The organism is Burkholderia sp. 22088 (assembly GCF_052045915.1).
In the GTDB taxonomy this organism is placed as follows: Bacteria; Pseudomonadota; Gammaproteobacteria; order Burkholderiales; family Burkholderiaceae; genus Burkholderia; species Burkholderia cepacia.
This window is the reverse complement of the sequence record NZ_JBQEPY010000003.1, coordinates 51,026-66,368: the sequence shown is the minus strand read 5'-3', so window position 1 is coordinate 66,368 and position 15,343 is coordinate 51,026. Positions and strand designations below refer to the sequence as shown.

The window sequence follows — 15,343 nt, the reverse complement described above, 5'->3', positions numbered from 1 at the left end:
GGTCGAATTCGCGATAGCCTGTGGAAACTATTCGGCACAGGGGATTCCAGTGACCGCCCTCTGTCTATAAGGAGTATAACTTCCACGGTACACAGGGGGTTTTGCGTTCCAGTCAACGATTTTTTGTGACCTTGGCAGTTTGCATGCATCCGGGCTCGATCCACGATGACGACCCAACCTAGGGGTAGTCAACGCCCGCGTTCGTTAGCGTCAAATATGACGGTCCTCCACAGAACTGTGAAAGTTGGCCTGGAGGAGGGTGTCGTGGTATGCGCCTATGCTGTTTGGCAGCGTTGAGGGCGCCGGTGGATGGGTTTGAGGCCCCCCAAATGCGCTGGTTTGCCCTAAGGGGGCACCCCAGTATCCTTCGATGATTGGCTTGTGCGGTCGCATCCCGTGACTAGCTGTGCAAAACAGCTCAGCAAAGTGCTGCTCAATGGGTCGAGGACCTGAAAACGATGCTGACTTGCGTTAGAGCGGGAGGGTGGTTTGCAAAGTCAGGGGTAGTACCGACGTCGTAGTGCGTTGATGTGAAATATCCGATACCCTAGTGCATATAAGCTACAGCGGGAGCGAACTGTGGATGCGAATACGTTGATCGGGACCGTGACGTCGTGGATTGCGCCCGTGTTGCCATTGTTGATTGACGCCGCCAAAGACGGTGCATCCGAGCTCGGCAAGAAAGCGGCTGGCGAAGCTTGGGACGGATTGGTCGGCCTATGGAAGCGGTTGTCACCGCGCGTGCAGAAGGACGACACGTCGAAAGCCATCGTCGATCAATTGGCTGCGAACCCCGAGGATCGCGACAGTTTGGCGGCGTTCAGGATGATCGTTGGGGCAGCCGTCAAGAGCGACCCGGCTCTGGCGCAGGATCTCGGAACGATGGTCGCGGAACTGGAGCGTGCCATGTCAGCCCGAGCTCAAAACGTGCAGCAGGCGCACATCCACGTCGGTGGAAACGTCGATAGCTCGACGCTGATCATCGGCAGGGACGTCAATGTTCAGGGCGGAAGCCGTTGACGCCATGCAAGGTGACCATGCCGGCGAGAAGTCGAATCCGTCACCGACGGTCGCGCAGAGGCACACTATAGCAGTTGAGGGCGATGTGACCGGCAGCACGCTTGTTGTCGGTACGAACGTATTCTTTGCGCAGGCCGCGACGGTGATGCGACCAGCCGACGCGGTCATTGATCCACGGTCGGTTTTCCGGCGGGTCAATCTCGACCGGTTCGTCGGACGCCGCTGGGTAACCGACGAACTCGATCGATTCATGGCATCAACGCCGTCGGGTGTGTTCGTCATCGAGGCGATGGCCGGTATGGGGAAGTCGGCCTTGCTCGCTAATCTGGTTCACGCTCGTGGCTACCTGAGTCACTTTTGTGAGCTCACACCGGGTGCAGACGGCGTTGCTGCCGCGCTACGTAATATCGCGGCACAACTGATCGGAAGATACGAACTCCCCGCACTGCTCCTTGACGAGGTCTTGCCGGGTCTTGCGACGCGTCCAGATTTTTTGCAGCGCCTGCTGTTCGATGCCGCGTTGGCACGCGATCGCATATCGCATGGCGAGCCGATCGTGTTGGTCATCGATGCGCTCGACGAGGCGGGAACGCCTAACCGCCAGAATGTCCTTGGCCTGCCGTCCGTACTTCCCGACAATGTTTACATCGTCGCTTCAATGCGTCCCGTGCCAGTCTTCTGGGCTTGCAACGTTCCGCGTAGAGTATTTCAACTGGACAATTCCGATCCGAGGAATCAAGCCGATATCGTCGAATACGTGAGGTGTGCGTCGTCACACCCGAGTACCAAGGCTTCGCTGGATGCGCTTCAGGTTAGCTGCGAGGCCTTTGTCGAGCGTATGCTGTCCATCAGCCGCGGCGTGTGGATCTATCTGTATTACGTGGTCGCTGAGATCGAAGCCGGGCTCAAGACACCGCTCGATTTGGACGGCCTGCCGAACGGTATCTGGCAATACTATGGACAGCACTGGGCCTCATGGCGAGACGCCAACCTCGATGAATGGCGCACGCTTGCGTTGCCGTTGCTGGGCTTGCTGGCGAGCGCGCGTGAAGATGTTTCGGTCGCGCAAATCCTCGCCATGTGGCCGGCGCCTCTTGTTGCCGACGAATACTCGGTCACGCGCCTGCTGGAGACTACTTGGGCACCGTTCGTCATTGCGAGCGGCTCCGTCAGCGGCGAAGCGGCGAAATACCGTCTATATCACGCAAGTCTGCGCGAGTTTCTCAACGGCAGTTACCCGCACGACGAACTCACGACGGGTGAACGCGCCATCGCACGCGAACTATTGAATGCAACCCGTGAAGCCAATGAGCGCATAGCGCGTCTATTTCTTGCGCTGTTTTCGATTGAGGCGCATGCGGGCCGCGAGCAAGATGAGCAAGCACGCGAGAACCTGCGCGACGCGGGCCTCTATCTTTATGGCATCAATCACTTGATCGGTCACATCCTGAACAGTGCCCGTCCGAAAAGGGTCGGTACGGTTTTGCGCATGCAACGACGTGTCGTGGTCGAGCGACCGTTCGCGGGAAGCTATCCGGCGGATCACCTGGAACTGCCTTGGTTTTCGGCGCAAGCCACGCTCTCCGAGCCGGTCTGGTTTGCGGAAAACGCAGCAATCGGCAACACGGAGGGGTTTGCTGCAAACGTTGGCGAATGGGTTGTTTCTCTCGCAAAGCGCCGCCGCGAGACTGGAGGCACGCCGACCCGCGATGAGCTGTTCGGCCGGTATCTGTTGGCGTCGTTCAAGCAGCGGGCAGACAATTTGCCCGTGGGTGTCGTCTGCGCACTGTGCGAGAAAGGCATTTGGACGACGAAGCGCGCACTGGCCGAGGCGCGACTCGGTCTGGATCTGCTCCGGCGTAGAGACATTCTCGTGTCAATCGCGCCGTTTCTGGGCGATGACTCGCAAAACTGGCTGTTCGCAAGAGATTTAGCTCGTTCGCTCGATGCCGCAGATATGCGCATACAGGCGTGCTGTGCGCTGATGGCCCATGCGGGTGCTGCGCAGCGCGAAGCAATCGCAAAAGAGTTGGAGGGCTACCTGGGTTTGCCGTCCGCGAGCGCACGTGACAAGAGCACCGCCCTTGCACGGTTGTCGCTTCTGGAGCTTGCGCATGGGAATCTGCGTAACAGTATCGAAAAGCTACGCGCGGTGTCGGTGCTAAGCGTCGCGCTCGACCTGTTCGAGCGGCAAGCCATCGAGGCACCGGTCGATTGGTGGGTTTCGGTACTCGAAGCGGTGGAGTATCCGTCGGAATGTGAACGGGTGCTACGGATTGCTGGCACCGCGGTCGCACAGGATGAGCGGGTTGTCGCGGCCGGTCGCGGATGGCTGGGTAGCGGCCGGCCCCTTCTTGCTCTGGTCGTCGGGACGGTTGCCGCAAACACGGATCTGGTGTGCGATTCGCTGTGCGAGATCGGTATCAGCCGCGTCCGGGTCAGGGGGCGCCAACTGCCGGCAGCATTCGCCGGACTGGATACACTGGCGGGTAATCCACTTGGTTCGACCGTTTGCCACTGGCTCGTGGCGTGCGTAGCGGAAGAGAGTGAGGGCAAGGTCAGTGAGGCGGTTCTGACGGCGGCCGTGCAGCTCCGGCACGTGTCGGTTCGCGCGCAAGTGCGAGATGCAGTTGACGAACTCAATGCCGATCGGACCTCTCCTTTCATGACAGTGTTTCACTGGCTCCTTGAGCCGTCTGTTTTTGCAGGCGGAAGCGATTATGTCGGCGCGGTTGTATCGTCGTGGAGCGAACCGTGGCGCGCCTATATGCTAAGGCTGCTGGTCAGGCATGGAGCGAACCCCGAAGCATGTTTTGCTGTCGCGCAGACGATCAACGATCCGCTGTATCGCGCCGAAGCTTTTAGCGATGTATTCTGCCACGTGGACCATGCGATGCGGCGCGATGCGTTGGCTGTGTTGCTGCCTCAATTCAGGAACCGTAGTCTGCGCGAAACGGAGATAGTCAGCATTGGGGAATGGCTCGGTCGATGGATTGAGCCCGCGGATGCCGATTTTCTTTTGGGCCTGATTCCTGAGCGGCTGGTGGAACTACGGATCCGGATGGAGATAGCGTTTATAACGCTACTGCCGCGATCGCAAATCGTCAACTGGAGGAGAGAGTCCGGATACGCGTCGCTCGTTGAGATCGCACCTTTGCTCAATGCTTTGAGTACCGCACGGCCGGAACTGGCGGAGGAGCTGGTCAAGCTGCGGCTCGGACAGGGAGCGAGGATCCGGACAGATGAACTGGATATTGCGGCTAGAACGCTTGCGTCTCGCGACGACGTGGTGAAGTTGCTCGATGCCAGTCCTTTCCTGCACGGGGAATCGTTCGATTTTAGCGGCCGCGACATCATCGTAAGGCACATTGCACGAGGCATGCTTGCGGCTGTGCTGTCGCCGCGCAAGTGTCCGCGTCTGGAGGATTCGGTCAAGCGATTGCGGAGCTTCGTTTCGCGCGTCGCCACTTTAGTGTCGAGCATACGGGTGGAGGAATTGCTGCTTGAGCAGAGTGATGAGGAATCCTTGGATTCATTGCTGGGCGTCCTGCCCGATTCACTGCTACGAAGCAGGCAGACCATGCAATGCCTCGTTGCATTGGGTGAAACCGGATTGCTGCAGGCGGCCCACGCGACTAAGTTGTTCGAGAAGGTCGACAGCGTTTGCGGGGAGGACGAGTCCGAGAGTTGGGTTCGACTTCTGTTCGATCGCGACGGCAAACTTTGCGATGAGAACGTGGGGCGGCGTTTTGTGCGGTACATCGACGAAAGCAGTCTCGTCGCGCTCATCGGTCGCGTGCCCCATCTGGATGCGAAATCGATCGAGACAGTCGCGCGCCGGATGGCGGCGACTTCATCGCATTCGACGCGGTGGGCGTTGCTGCGATTCCTCGAGTATCACGTTGTCGATGAGCAATACGCGACTGCTTTCGAACTTTTTCGGCGCTGGCACAATGAGGGCGCTCGTTCCTGGCTCGACGTGCTCGAGTCGGACGGCTATGTGCTGACGGAGCCTGTTCTCTGTTTCATAGCTAACTTTATGGATGCTGAAACGTTCGAGGCGGTGCTGGATCGCGCGAGCCGTTGGTGTGTCGATGAACGGACATTCCAGATCCTGTCCTGGTTGGATGTAGAGCATGTCGGATACGTGAAATCACAGCCCGACGTTCATCCGGCGTTTGGGCTGGACGAGTACAGCCATATAGGCCGGAGCGAATGGCTGCGCTGGACGCTAGAGAACATACCGAATCATCTTGTGCCAGTTGCACTGGCGCGTGGCGCTGCCGCGCTAGCACGCGCGTGTGCCGGCAATCGCTGCCGGTCGATTGAAGAGGAACTGATTGGACTGGTCTACCAGGAGTCGACAGGCTTTTATAAAGCGGTGACTGAGACGGTAGACGCCAATGCACGAACGTTTGCCGGGTTAGGGATGTTCTCGCTGGTCGAGCAATCGGCGCTTGCCTTGCACGCTGCTTCAACGCGTCTTAGCCTCGATGAGTTAGGTTCAATCTCGTGCATGACGGAACATGTCGAGCGTGTCGAGTCCGAGACCATGCTTCGTTTGATCATCACGGCACGGATCGCTGTCGCCGAAGAGCAGAAGGATCGCGAGGACGCAAAGATCGACGAATCGAGGTTCGCCAGCCGGCTGTCGCGCATTTCGTTGGATATGTGGGAATGGCTGCTCAAGTCGATGGCCGACCATCTGATCTCCCGGAATGATTCGCCTTTGGCCTCGGCATTCGCCGAATGGTGTTCGCATGCTCCAACAGACGTGATGATCGAAGGTTTGATATTGACGTTGGGCATTCGGGACGCTCCGGTGCGGGCAAAGGCGTCGGTGATAATCCTCCGGGCCATGCGCGGCGGTAATTCGCGGGCGGAGTGGAACAGGGCCGTCTTCACACGCATCGCCGACCGAATGAGATGGGGAATCGAGGCCGACCTTGTCAGCCGCTGGTTTGCTGCGCCGATGACGAGAACCAATTCGCTTATCGAGGGGGCTGAACGGCTGTTTGTCAATATCCCGGAGCGGCGACGAGCGCCATTTGGTTACCTGGCATTGGAACTGGACGGTGTTGCGTTCGCGCGTGAAATTGTCAAGTGCGCGACCCTCGGAGACAGCGTTCCCGATGGACTATTGGCGTCGGCGATCAGGCTGTCTCCGCAAAGTATCGAAAGCGTATTCGCGCTTAGCAGCAAGTGGGCAGACGACGGCGGCCGCAAGAGGTTGTTTATCGATATTCTCGGGGCGCCTGCTGCCGATAACCCCCAGCAGGCTATCCTGCTTTTGGAAGAAGCCGAAGATAGCCCGGCCAAACGCGATTTTGCGTTTGCCGTACTCGCGCTGTATGCTAACTCCGGGGTCGAACGATGGCATGAGGCGGCGCAGGCGGCGCTCTGCTGTCTCGTCGATTGCATGGGCGTGTCGAGTCGTAGCCAGATCGACGCGATGCTCGAGGCGCTCGCGCCACTGTTCGCCGCAGCTTACGGTGTCGACGAGATGGCGGACATATTGACCGATCTGGTGCATTGCCGTCTTTGGTGGCACGCAGCTTAACCGCTTCATGATCATAGGCCTGCTTTCCTGAGCAGGCCGGTCGCGTCGAGAGGTCGGCGGCGAGCCCGAGGTATCAACTGGCGATCACCCATTTCCTACTGGCCGTCGCGTCGAACAGCGTTACCAGTCCTAGTTGGCCCGTGATACGCGGGATGACGCACGCATCTCCACGTCTGTTTCCGGGGCATCGTCGCCACGACCCGGTTAACGCCATGCAGCTATTTCAAAGATGAACTGGTATAAGCACGAAGCGCCGATATGCCTCGGCCGTGCACGAATTTGGGCCAAGTGGGACACTTTTATATTGCTTACGGTATTGGCGCGAAACGACTGGGCGGACCGCCGCCTCGCATGGGCTCTGTCGCCACGATTGGCGATCAAGTGGGATTTGGGGTTGCGCCACGACGACTGGATCGGAAGCGCCATGTGTGCCAGGTTCTGGTCTCTCGCCGCCATTGATCTTGCAGTATGGGTAGGATGATGGGTAGGGCATGGTCTGGCAGAGTGGGAGTCAAACCTGACGGGGCTCCCCGGACGATTGTTGGAGTCTGCTGCCTTCCGCCACAATGGTTTCGGGCGATTTGGGCTGCTCCGAACGGGGCGGCCTTACGCTAAGGGGGTGGGTTTTTCTGCCCGATTCGTGCAACTGGATCACGACCGTCCGATCTTCTTGACGGCTTCTGCGAGGCGGTCGGTCACCAGGTGAGCGTATCGCTTGGTCGACGTAGTCGTCTCGTGTCCCGGTACCTCAGAGACCGTATAGAGGTCGATGCCGGTATTGATCATTTCTGAGGCGGCGCTATGGCGGAGATCGTGAAACCTCACCCTCAGGTGGCCCGATTTCCGGCGAGCCTTGATTGCCGCTACGAATAACATGAATCGAATGTCCTCGCGGGTCATGTCCATTGCATTCAAATTCGATATGGGTGCCGCAGCTAAAGCAGCCCGGCTCTTATGTTTCGTGCCCGGTCTCGCGTTGATTATCCCGAGGATTGCATACGCGTGCGGTGACGGTAGCTGTGCGGCGGGTCTTGCGATCGATCTGCTTCTTGGATTGGCGGCAATATGGCTCGTCTTTAGCGTCTTCATGTTCTGGTGCTTCCGGAAGTATCGGATGCGAAAGCGACTCGGATTGACGCTGCTGATCGCATTTGGGCCGCTTATTTGGCTCGTGATCGTGATTTTGCTGGAGATGCTGCAAGACCAATTCAATTGATGCTTTGGGCGGCACCTTGAATTCGCACCGCGTCTGCGTCTTGCCGCCTTCGAGGAGGGCGCGCACCATCGGGCCGCTGAAAAGGATAGGGCGTTCGGTCACGCTACGATCCATCGAGAGTGACTCGGGAGATATGCATGGCAGCGAAATACCATCACATCCGGGAAGAAATTGACGGCTATCCGGTTGCTGGAACTATCACTGAGTACAACGCCAATTGCTGGTCGATTGAGTTCGAAGTGTCAGGACGGCCGCATCGTCATGCCGCTCACCGAAGATAAGACACGTACCTCTTCGACCGACACTGAAGCAGCCGATGCGATCGAGCGAAAGGCGTGTGATCGTATCGCCGGAGCTGGATAAACCGTGTCCGGCCACGATGCATCTCCTGCGCGGGCGGTGTCGAGGTCCGCGCCATTGGGCACGACGTTGTCGGGCGTCTTTCCGGCAAATACTCCATCGGCACTATCCGGCACGGAAACAGTTGCGTACTGAAACAATGCTTGATCCGTTTCAAGTCGCGCAAGCTTTCGTCGACAGCCACCTGCCAGGATCATTGCAAACACTGCTGGACACGGTAGATGTCGAACGTTACTAGGTCTTCGCTTCAGCAACCTACCGATCACCCCCCGGCATATCGCTCGACAGCCGGGCCGCGATCGCGCGCGCGGCCAGATCGAGCAGGAAACCGAGCACGCCGATCACGAGGATCACGGCCGTCAACTCCGAATACGCGAGCCGGTCGCGCGTGTCGAGAATCAGGTAGCCGAGCACCGCGCTCACGCCGAGCATTTCCGCCGGGACCAGCACGATCCACAAGATGCCGATCGCGAGGCGCACGCCGGTGAGCACATGCGCGGCGATGCCCGGCACGTAGACATGCCAGAGCATTTCCGCGCGCGTGGCGGCAAGGCTTTCGCCAAGCTGGACCCAGCGCCGGTCGAGATGCGCGACACCCGATGCGGTGCTCATCACCAGCGGCCAGACCGCGGCGAAAGCGAGCAGGAAATACACCGCGCGATCGCCGACGCCGAGCGACATCACCGCAAGCGGCATCCACGAAAGCGGCGAGATCATGCGAAGAAACTGCAGCGTCGGCGACAGCGTCCGTTCGAGCCAGCGCAGACGGCCGATCGCGAATCCCAACGGCACGCCGACCACGAGCGCCCACGCCAGCCCGACGGCGATGCGCCTGAGGCTGGTCGCCGCATGCACGAGCAGCTGATCCTCGGTGACGAGCGACGGCAGCGCTTCGAACGCACGCTGCGGCGCGAACTGCGCGGCCATCGCGTTGTGGCCCGCGAGCAGCGTGACGGCGAGCCACCACAGCGCCAGGGCGGCCGCCAGTCCCGCACCGCCCAGCACGATGCTGCGCCAATGCGCGGATGCGGGCACCGGACGCCGCGCCGCCGCCGACGTTTCCCGAACGAGCACGCTAGACAACGATCGTCTCCTTGCGTGCATAGCCGCCATCCTGGCCGAACGCCGACAAGCCGCCCAGCGCTTCGATGCTCTTCTTCACGAACCGGTCGTCGACCAGATCGCTGGCCACCCGTTTCGGATCGAGCGACGCGAGGAACTGGCTCGCGCCTTCCACCTTGGTCGTCTTCAACCGGCGCACGAGTTCTTCCGTATAGCTCGGATACGGATACGGCTGGAAGTCGATGCGTTTCACGCCCCAGCTCGCGTGCTGGATCGCGCGATCGCCGAGATAGCGCCCCTGATCGGCTGCTTGCGGCGCGAGCACGCGTGCGAGCAGTTGCGAAGGATGCGGCGTGTAGCGGTTCGGGCCTTCCTTCGACAGCAGCCTGGCCGCCTCTTGCGGATGGGCGCGCGTCCACAGCTGGGCATTGACGATCGCATCGACGACCTTCTGCGACCACGCCGCGCGTTGCGTCAGGTCCTGCTCGTGCATGAAGATCACGCAGCACGCGTGGTTGCGCCACACGTCGCCGGTGAAGCGGAGAATCTTGCCGACGTTCAGCTGCTCGGCGGCCGCGTTGAACGGCTCGGCGACGATATATCCGGCGATCTTTTTCGACGCCAGCGCGGGCGGCATGTCGGACGGCGCCATCACGACCAGGTTGACTTCCTTCGGCCCCGGCTGCCCCGACTGCTTGAGCACGGGCGCGAGACCCTGCGCGCGCAGCAGGTCCTGCAGCACGACGTTATGCACCGAATACCAGAACGGCACCGCAACCGTCTTGCCACCGAGGTCCGCCACGGTGTTGATGTCGGGCGCAACCGTCAGCGCAGAGCCGTTCACGTGATTCCATGCGACGACCTTCGCGGGCGCCTTGCTGCCGTAGCGCGCCCACACGGTCATCGGCGACAGCAGATGCACGACGTTGACCTGTCCCGACAGAAACGCCTCGACCAGCTGCGCCCAGCTTCGCAGCAGCGTCGGCTTCTCCGCCTGGATGCCGGCCGCGTCGAAGTAGCCGTTGTTGTGTGCGACGAGCAGCGGCGCCGCATCGGTGATCGGCAGGTAGCCGATGCGCACGGGCGCATTCGGATCGGCTGCCGCGCGCGCGCCGGATGCTTTCAGCAGCGGCGCCGCGCCCGCGACGGTAAAGAGCGACGCGAGCTTCAGCCATTCGCGTCGTGACATCGGTACGTTGCACATGAGGATTCCCCGCGGGTATCGGCCGGATTCAGGCGGCTGCTGAAATCGAGTTCTGCAGCGCCTGGAGAATGGAGATGCGCAGCTCGCCGAGCGAGCGCACTTGCGTGTGCCGCGGCTGCGGCAGTTCGACGGTCCAGCGTCCGACCAGCGTGCCGCGCTTGCCGAGCAGCACGATCCGATCGGCGACGAGCAGCGCTTCGTCGATATCGTGCGTGACGAGAAGCGCAGACGCGCCGGTGTTGCGCACCGCGGCAATCAGGAGCTGCTGCATGTCGGCGCGGGTCACTTCGTCGAGCGCGCCGAACGGTTCGTCGAGCAGCAGCGCGCGCGGCGCCCGCGCCAGGCAGCGCGCCAGCGCCGCGCGCTGTGCCATGCCGCCCGACAACTGCGAAGGCAGCGCGTGCCGTGCATGGTCGAGCCCGACGGCGGCCAATGCGTTCGTCACGCGTTCCTTGCGGTCTGCACGTGTCAGGCGCGGTTGACGCGCGAAGGTCAGCCCGAACCCCACGTTCCGCTCGACCGTGAGCCACGGCAGCAGGCACGGGTCCTGAAACGCGAGGGCGACCTCCGGGCGCGGGCCGTCGACGGGCTCGCCATCGACGCGAATCGTGCCGGATGCGGTTCTCGTCAGGCCGGCGATGGCCCGCAGCAGCGACGACTTCCCGCAACCGCTCGGCCCGAGCAGCGCAACGAGTTCGCCGGGCGCAACCGACAGGTCGACGCCGTTCAGCACGCTGCGCGATCCGTACCGCAACGTGACGCCGTTCGCGACGATGTGCGCGCCTTGCGTCATGCTGCCGCCGCCCGTCGATGCCGCGCGAGCTGCGATTTCAACTGCACGAGGCTCGGCGTCACGATCGGGATGAACGACGCTTCGCGCACGCGCCGCGCGCTGCCGCTCTGGCCGCGCAGATAGCCGCGCCCTCCGGTGGCTTGCACTTCGAGCGAGACCGCCTGCGAGACGGTCTCGACGAGCGCGATGCGCAGTTCGAACATCGTCGCGGGCGCGTGGAAGAAGGTGCCGTCGAGCACACCTCGCTTCAACTGCGCGGCCTGATCGGCGAGCGTCGTTTCGAGTTCGCGAATTTCCGCGCCGATCGACGCGCGCGACGGCTCGCTGGCATCCAGCGTGGCGAGCAACGCGCGCCGCGCCAGCCCGATCGACATCCCGCATTGCAAGCCGAGAAACGCCGGGCGCACGTGCGCGAGCCAGGCCGGTGCGTCGGCCGCGAGGCGGTACGATTCGTCGAGGACGGTATCGCTCACGCGCAGCGCGGCCGTATTGCTCGCGCGCAGGCCGATCAGGTCGAGATCGTCGCTGCGCTCGACGCCCCGCGCGTCGTGCGGAATCGCGAAGACGGACGGCGGCGTGCCATCGTCGTGATCGAACGCGGCGGCGGCAATGAAGCCTTCGCGCCGCAGGTTCGTGATCCACGGCAGGCTGCCGTTCAGCACGAACGCGTTGCCGCTGCGGGCCGCGTGCATCTGCAACGGCTCGATGTCGGACAGATACTTCATCGCGTTCGAAAGACCGGTGGCGCCCGCCACTTCGCCGTCGAGCAGCGGCGTCAGCCAGCGCGCACGGAGCGCGTCGTTGTCGCTCTGCAGTACGTATTCGACGAAGGTGCGATGTCCCCACAGCACGAATGCGGCCGTCAATGAGCGTTGCGCGACGGCGGCCACCGTGTCGATCGCGTCCGCGATCGTGCCGCCCGTGCCACCCATTGCCTCCGGCACACCGACGGCGACGGTGCGCGAGCGCACCAGCTGCGGAAGGATGTCCGCCGCCCGCGACGGGTCGACGTCGAGCGCGTCGGCATTTGCTTCGAGCCATGCGTCGAACGCATCGGAGCTCGCCGGCGCGGTCATGCTGCGCGCGCCGTCGGCTCCCAGCGATACGCTTCGAGCTGCGGATTCAGTTCGTTGCGCGCCAGGTTGTTCGCGAAGTTGCAAAGCGTCGCGAGGCTCACGCCGAGTACCACTTCAAGCGCGCCGGCATCGCTGTAGCCGGCCGCCTTGAACGCGGCGAGCGCTTCGTCGGACACGGCGCCGCGGGTTGCTATCACGTCGCGCGTGAACGTGGCGACCGCATCGAGGCGCGCGTCGGACAGCGGGCGCTGGGCGCGGACCTCGTCGACGAGCGCGGCGGGCAATTGCGCCTTCTTCAGCGCGACGGCCGTATGGCCGGCCACGCAGAAACCGCAGCCATGAACGGCGGCGGCGGTGATCTGCACGATTTCGCGCTCGGCCAGCGTGAGGCCGCTGCGTGAATTGATTTCACCGACGGTCAGGTACGTTTCGAGCGCAACCGGTGCATTGGCGAGTGAGGCTACGAGATTCGGCAGGAAGCCGTTGGCGGCTTGCGACTTCTGGAGAAACGGGCGGCTGGCTTCGGGCGCGCTTTCGACGGTTTGGAGGGGCAGGCGGCTCATGGCATCCTCGATCGGAAAGCCGTCATTGTTGGCGGCGCCGGTCGAGCCGGCAATGCGCGGCCGTCTCTGTTTCATGCGCGTTTGTCTCGCGTCAATGCACGGGTGTCGCGCCGGTGCGCTCCGGGGCGCGGCGGCAGGTGCCGGGCGGCAGGCCGGTGACGCGCTTGAATGCCTGCGCAAAGGCGGATTCCGACTGATAGCCGACATGCTCGGCCGTGCTGAGCGTGGATGCCCCCTGCCGCAGCATCTCGGCCGCGACCTTCATGCGCAGCAGCGCAAGGAACTGCGCAGGCGGCTGTCCGCATGCCTGCGCGAACTGCTTGCAGAAGCGCGCGCGGGACATGTGGCAAAACGCGGCCATCGTGTGCGTGGTCCAGTCGTCGCCGGGTTTCTCGATGATCGCGCCGACGAGCGGCGTAAATTCGGCGCGCCGCATGACCGACCACAGGCCCGGCGCAAAATCGTCGCTGCTCGCGACGGCACGCAGTGCATAGAAGAACAGCGCATCCGTCAGACGATTGACGAGAGGCGACGGTGCATCCTGGGCACGCGCCGCTTCGGTGCGGATCAGGTCGAACAGCGTGCGCGCGCCCGCCAGCTTCGCGTCGTCGTGGCGCGCCAGGAGGTGATCGGGCATCAGGCCGGCGATCGCGTCGCCGAGATCGGAACGAAACTCGAAGAAACCGCATGCCAGCGCGACGTCGCCCGGTGACGACGCAGGCTCGGCAAGCGGCGTCATCGTGCCGATCCGTACCGTGTATTCGTCGTCGGACGGCGCAACCGCGTCGGGCGTCAGGCAATGCGTCATGTCGTGCATCAGGAACACCGCGTCGCCGGCGACGAGGCGCGTGCTTTGCGCGGCACGGCCGTTCCGGGCGGGCAGGTGCAACCAGCATGCGCCTTCGAGCACGAGGTGGAAGCTCGCGCGCTGATGGCCGGCCGTCGATGCGCGATAGACGCCGCAATACCGGCCCACGTGAAACAGCGTGCTGCGCAGTTCGAGTCCGGAGAGCAGCCAGTCGGCGGCCTGTTCGGCGGAGTTCGGCATGGTGGGCGAAGGCGGGAAAGCCATTGGGAAGTCGACGGCGGGTTCCGAGCTTAGCGCCGCGACGTTGCGCGGTAAAACAAGCGATCGTGGAATGCATATGGGCGTGCGGCATATGCGTTCTTCGGTGGCCGGCGTCGCCTCGGCCGAGCCGGATTGCCGATCGGCCCGCCCGGGCGGCCGCGATCGATAAAACTTGATCGGTAGAAGCACTAAAGCTTCAATGATTTTTTTCCGGGCTATAGTGGAATCACTGAAGGTAGACGCGGCGTGCTTTGCCGATACCGTTCAGGTAATGACTGTAGACGGGTGCTGCATGAAAAATAACATCGACAAGACCGCCGGGCCGATCTGGGGCGTGGCTGCAGGATTGCTTCTCGCGGCCGCAGGATTGAGTCTCGGCATATTCCCGACGTCCCTGCACGGTTCGGGTAGCGCAAACGACTTCATGGCATCCGGTGCCGCGATGCTGGGCATCTTCCTCGTCGTCTATTCCACGCGCGAATTGCGCAGGAAGCGCATGCACTGAGCGGTCGCGCGTCGCGGGTTCACGAACAGCGACGCGAGCCGGCCGCCGGCCGGGGCATGCGTTCGTCCGTCGCGCGCTACGCCTTGCGGATTTCGTGTTGATGGACGAGTTCGACGATTCGCTTCGTCGGAATGCTTGCGCGCAATCCGTCGACGCCGTCGATCGGAAACCACTTGCATTTCTCGATCTCGTTGTTCGCTTGCGGCGTCTGGTCCGGGCCGACTTCCGCGAAGAACACGTGATGGATCTTTGCGAGCCCGGTGAACTGCATCGAATAAACGAGCGTCTGGCCGGTTATGCCGGTTTCTTCGGACAACTCGCGATGCGCGGCTTCGAGCGGCGATTCCCCGCGCTTGATCGTGCCGCCGGGAAGGGCCCAGCGCGACGCCGCGCGGGCGACGAGCAGGACGCGTTCACCGCGGTAGCAGACGACAGTCGCGCGTTCCTTGACGGGGACGGCGGGCGTCTCGGGGGTGTTGTTGGGGGCGGGAACTCGGGGCATGTCGTGATTCTAACCAGCACAAATCGATCGGCCAAGGCGGCATGACCGGGTTTGACCTTTGATCGCCGCCGACACGGGGTCGATAACCCCGGGGCATGTCGAAAGCGCAGTTCGGCGTGCGCGTCTCGTGGCTTGTGACGTGTGGCTTGTGCCGCGCCGGACGCCCTTGCGATGGCGGGCTGGTGCCGGTTCACGACGTGGTGGTGTCGTGCGTACGCTGCTGCAATTGTCCGATGCCGCGTTCGTACGGGAACCGGTGATGCCGGCGATAGCGGACGGGCGGTTCCAGGTGTGACGCGGCGCCGCGTGGAATCGGGGCAACGGGTGGTGCGAGCGGAATCGGCCGGTTGGCGATACGCCGATCGCGTTGCCCGCACCGGGCGCCGCGGGTGCCGGTCGGCACGCCGCGCGGT

Annotated in this window: 13 protein-coding genes; 3 read left to right on the top strand and 10 right to left on the bottom strand. The window is 62.6% G+C overall.

The window, feature by feature from the left end; genetic code table 11:
• The first annotated feature begins 579 nt into the window (after nt 1-579).
• Together ACTJLD_RS06155 and ACTJLD_RS06150 are read left to right on the top strand one after the other, a co-directional pair.
• Complete coding sequence (locus ACTJLD_RS06155) at nt 580-1,020, top strand: hypothetical protein (protein ID WP_440658322.1); 441 nt, start codon at nt 580-582, stop codon at nt 1,018-1,020.
• 4 nt (nt 1,021-1,024) lie between these two features.
• Complete coding sequence (locus tag ACTJLD_RS06150) at nt 1,025-6,580, top strand: ATP-binding protein (protein WP_440658320.1); 5,556 nt, start codon at nt 1,025-1,027, stop codon at nt 6,578-6,580.
• A 651-nt stretch (nt 6,581-7,231) separates the two neighbouring features.
• Here ACTJLD_RS06150 and ACTJLD_RS06145 read toward each other — a convergent pair.
• The 9 genes from ACTJLD_RS06145 to ACTJLD_RS06105 form a co-directional block, all read right to left on the bottom strand.
• Nucleotides 7,232-7,486 (bottom strand): tyrosine-type recombinase/integrase, encoded by a 255-nt coding sequence (locus ACTJLD_RS06145; RefSeq protein ID WP_060173174.1) that lies wholly within the window; start codon nt 7,484-7,486, stop codon nt 7,232-7,234.
• A gap of 46 nt (nt 7,487-7,532) precedes the next feature.
• Complete coding sequence (locus tag ACTJLD_RS06140; protein ID WP_440658317.1) at nt 7,533-7,898, bottom strand: hypothetical protein; 366 nt, start codon at nt 7,896-7,898, stop codon at nt 7,533-7,535.
• A 140-nt stretch (nt 7,899-8,038) separates the two neighbouring features.
• On the bottom strand, nt 8,039-8,353 hold the full coding sequence (locus ACTJLD_RS06135; RefSeq protein ID WP_440658315.1) for a hypothetical protein: 315 nt from the start codon (nt 8,351-8,353) through the stop codon (nt 8,039-8,041).
• Between the two features lie 58 nt (nt 8,354-8,411).
• Nucleotides 8,412-9,260, bottom strand: a complete 849-nt coding sequence (locus ACTJLD_RS06130) for an ABC transporter permease (protein WP_440658313.1) — start codon at nt 9,258-9,260, stop codon at nt 8,412-8,414.
• On the bottom strand, nt 9,232-10,422 hold the full coding sequence (locus tag ACTJLD_RS06125) for an ABC transporter substrate-binding protein (protein ID WP_440658311.1): 1,191 nt from the start codon (nt 10,420-10,422) through the stop codon (nt 9,232-9,234). Before ACTJLD_RS06125 ends, ACTJLD_RS06130 begins: the two co-directional genes overlap by 29 nt.
• 28 nt (nt 10,423-10,450) lie before the next feature.
• Complete coding sequence (locus ACTJLD_RS06120) at nt 10,451-11,215, bottom strand: ABC transporter ATP-binding protein (RefSeq protein WP_119338571.1); 765 nt, start codon at nt 11,213-11,215, stop codon at nt 10,451-10,453.
• Nucleotides 11,212-12,291: an acyl-CoA dehydrogenase family protein gene (locus tag ACTJLD_RS06115; RefSeq protein WP_440658309.1), complete on the bottom strand. Its 1,080-nt coding sequence runs from the start codon at nt 12,289-12,291 to the stop codon at nt 11,212-11,214. The genes ACTJLD_RS06120 and ACTJLD_RS06115 overlap by 4 nt, the downstream gene beginning before the upstream one ends.
• Nucleotides 12,288-12,854, bottom strand: a complete 567-nt coding sequence (locus tag ACTJLD_RS06110) for a carboxymuconolactone decarboxylase family protein (protein WP_059694345.1) — start codon at nt 12,852-12,854, stop codon at nt 12,288-12,290. Before ACTJLD_RS06110 ends, ACTJLD_RS06115 begins: the two co-directional genes overlap by 4 nt.
• A 91-nt stretch (nt 12,855-12,945) precedes the next feature.
• The gene (locus tag ACTJLD_RS06105; RefSeq protein WP_230958281.1) at nt 12,946-13,926 is read right to left on the bottom strand and encodes an AraC family transcriptional regulator; all 981 of its coding nucleotides are present in this window, start codon (nt 13,924-13,926) and stop codon (nt 12,946-12,948) included.
• Nucleotides 13,927-14,215: 289 nt separating this feature from the next.
• On the opposite strand from ACTJLD_RS06105, the gene ACTJLD_RS06100 reads away from it, so the two are divergent.
• A complete protein-coding gene (locus tag ACTJLD_RS06100; RefSeq protein WP_027791181.1) occupies nt 14,216-14,428 on the top strand; it encodes a hypothetical protein in 213 nt (70 codons plus the stop codon).
• 76 nt (nt 14,429-14,504) lie between these two features.
• Here the strand turns inward: ACTJLD_RS06100 and ACTJLD_RS06095 are convergent, their stop codons facing one another.
• Nucleotides 14,505-14,930: an NUDIX hydrolase gene (locus ACTJLD_RS06095; RefSeq protein ID WP_060085013.1), complete on the bottom strand. Its 426-nt coding sequence runs from the start codon at nt 14,928-14,930 to the stop codon at nt 14,505-14,507.
• Nucleotides 14,931-15,343: the final 413 nt, after the last annotated feature.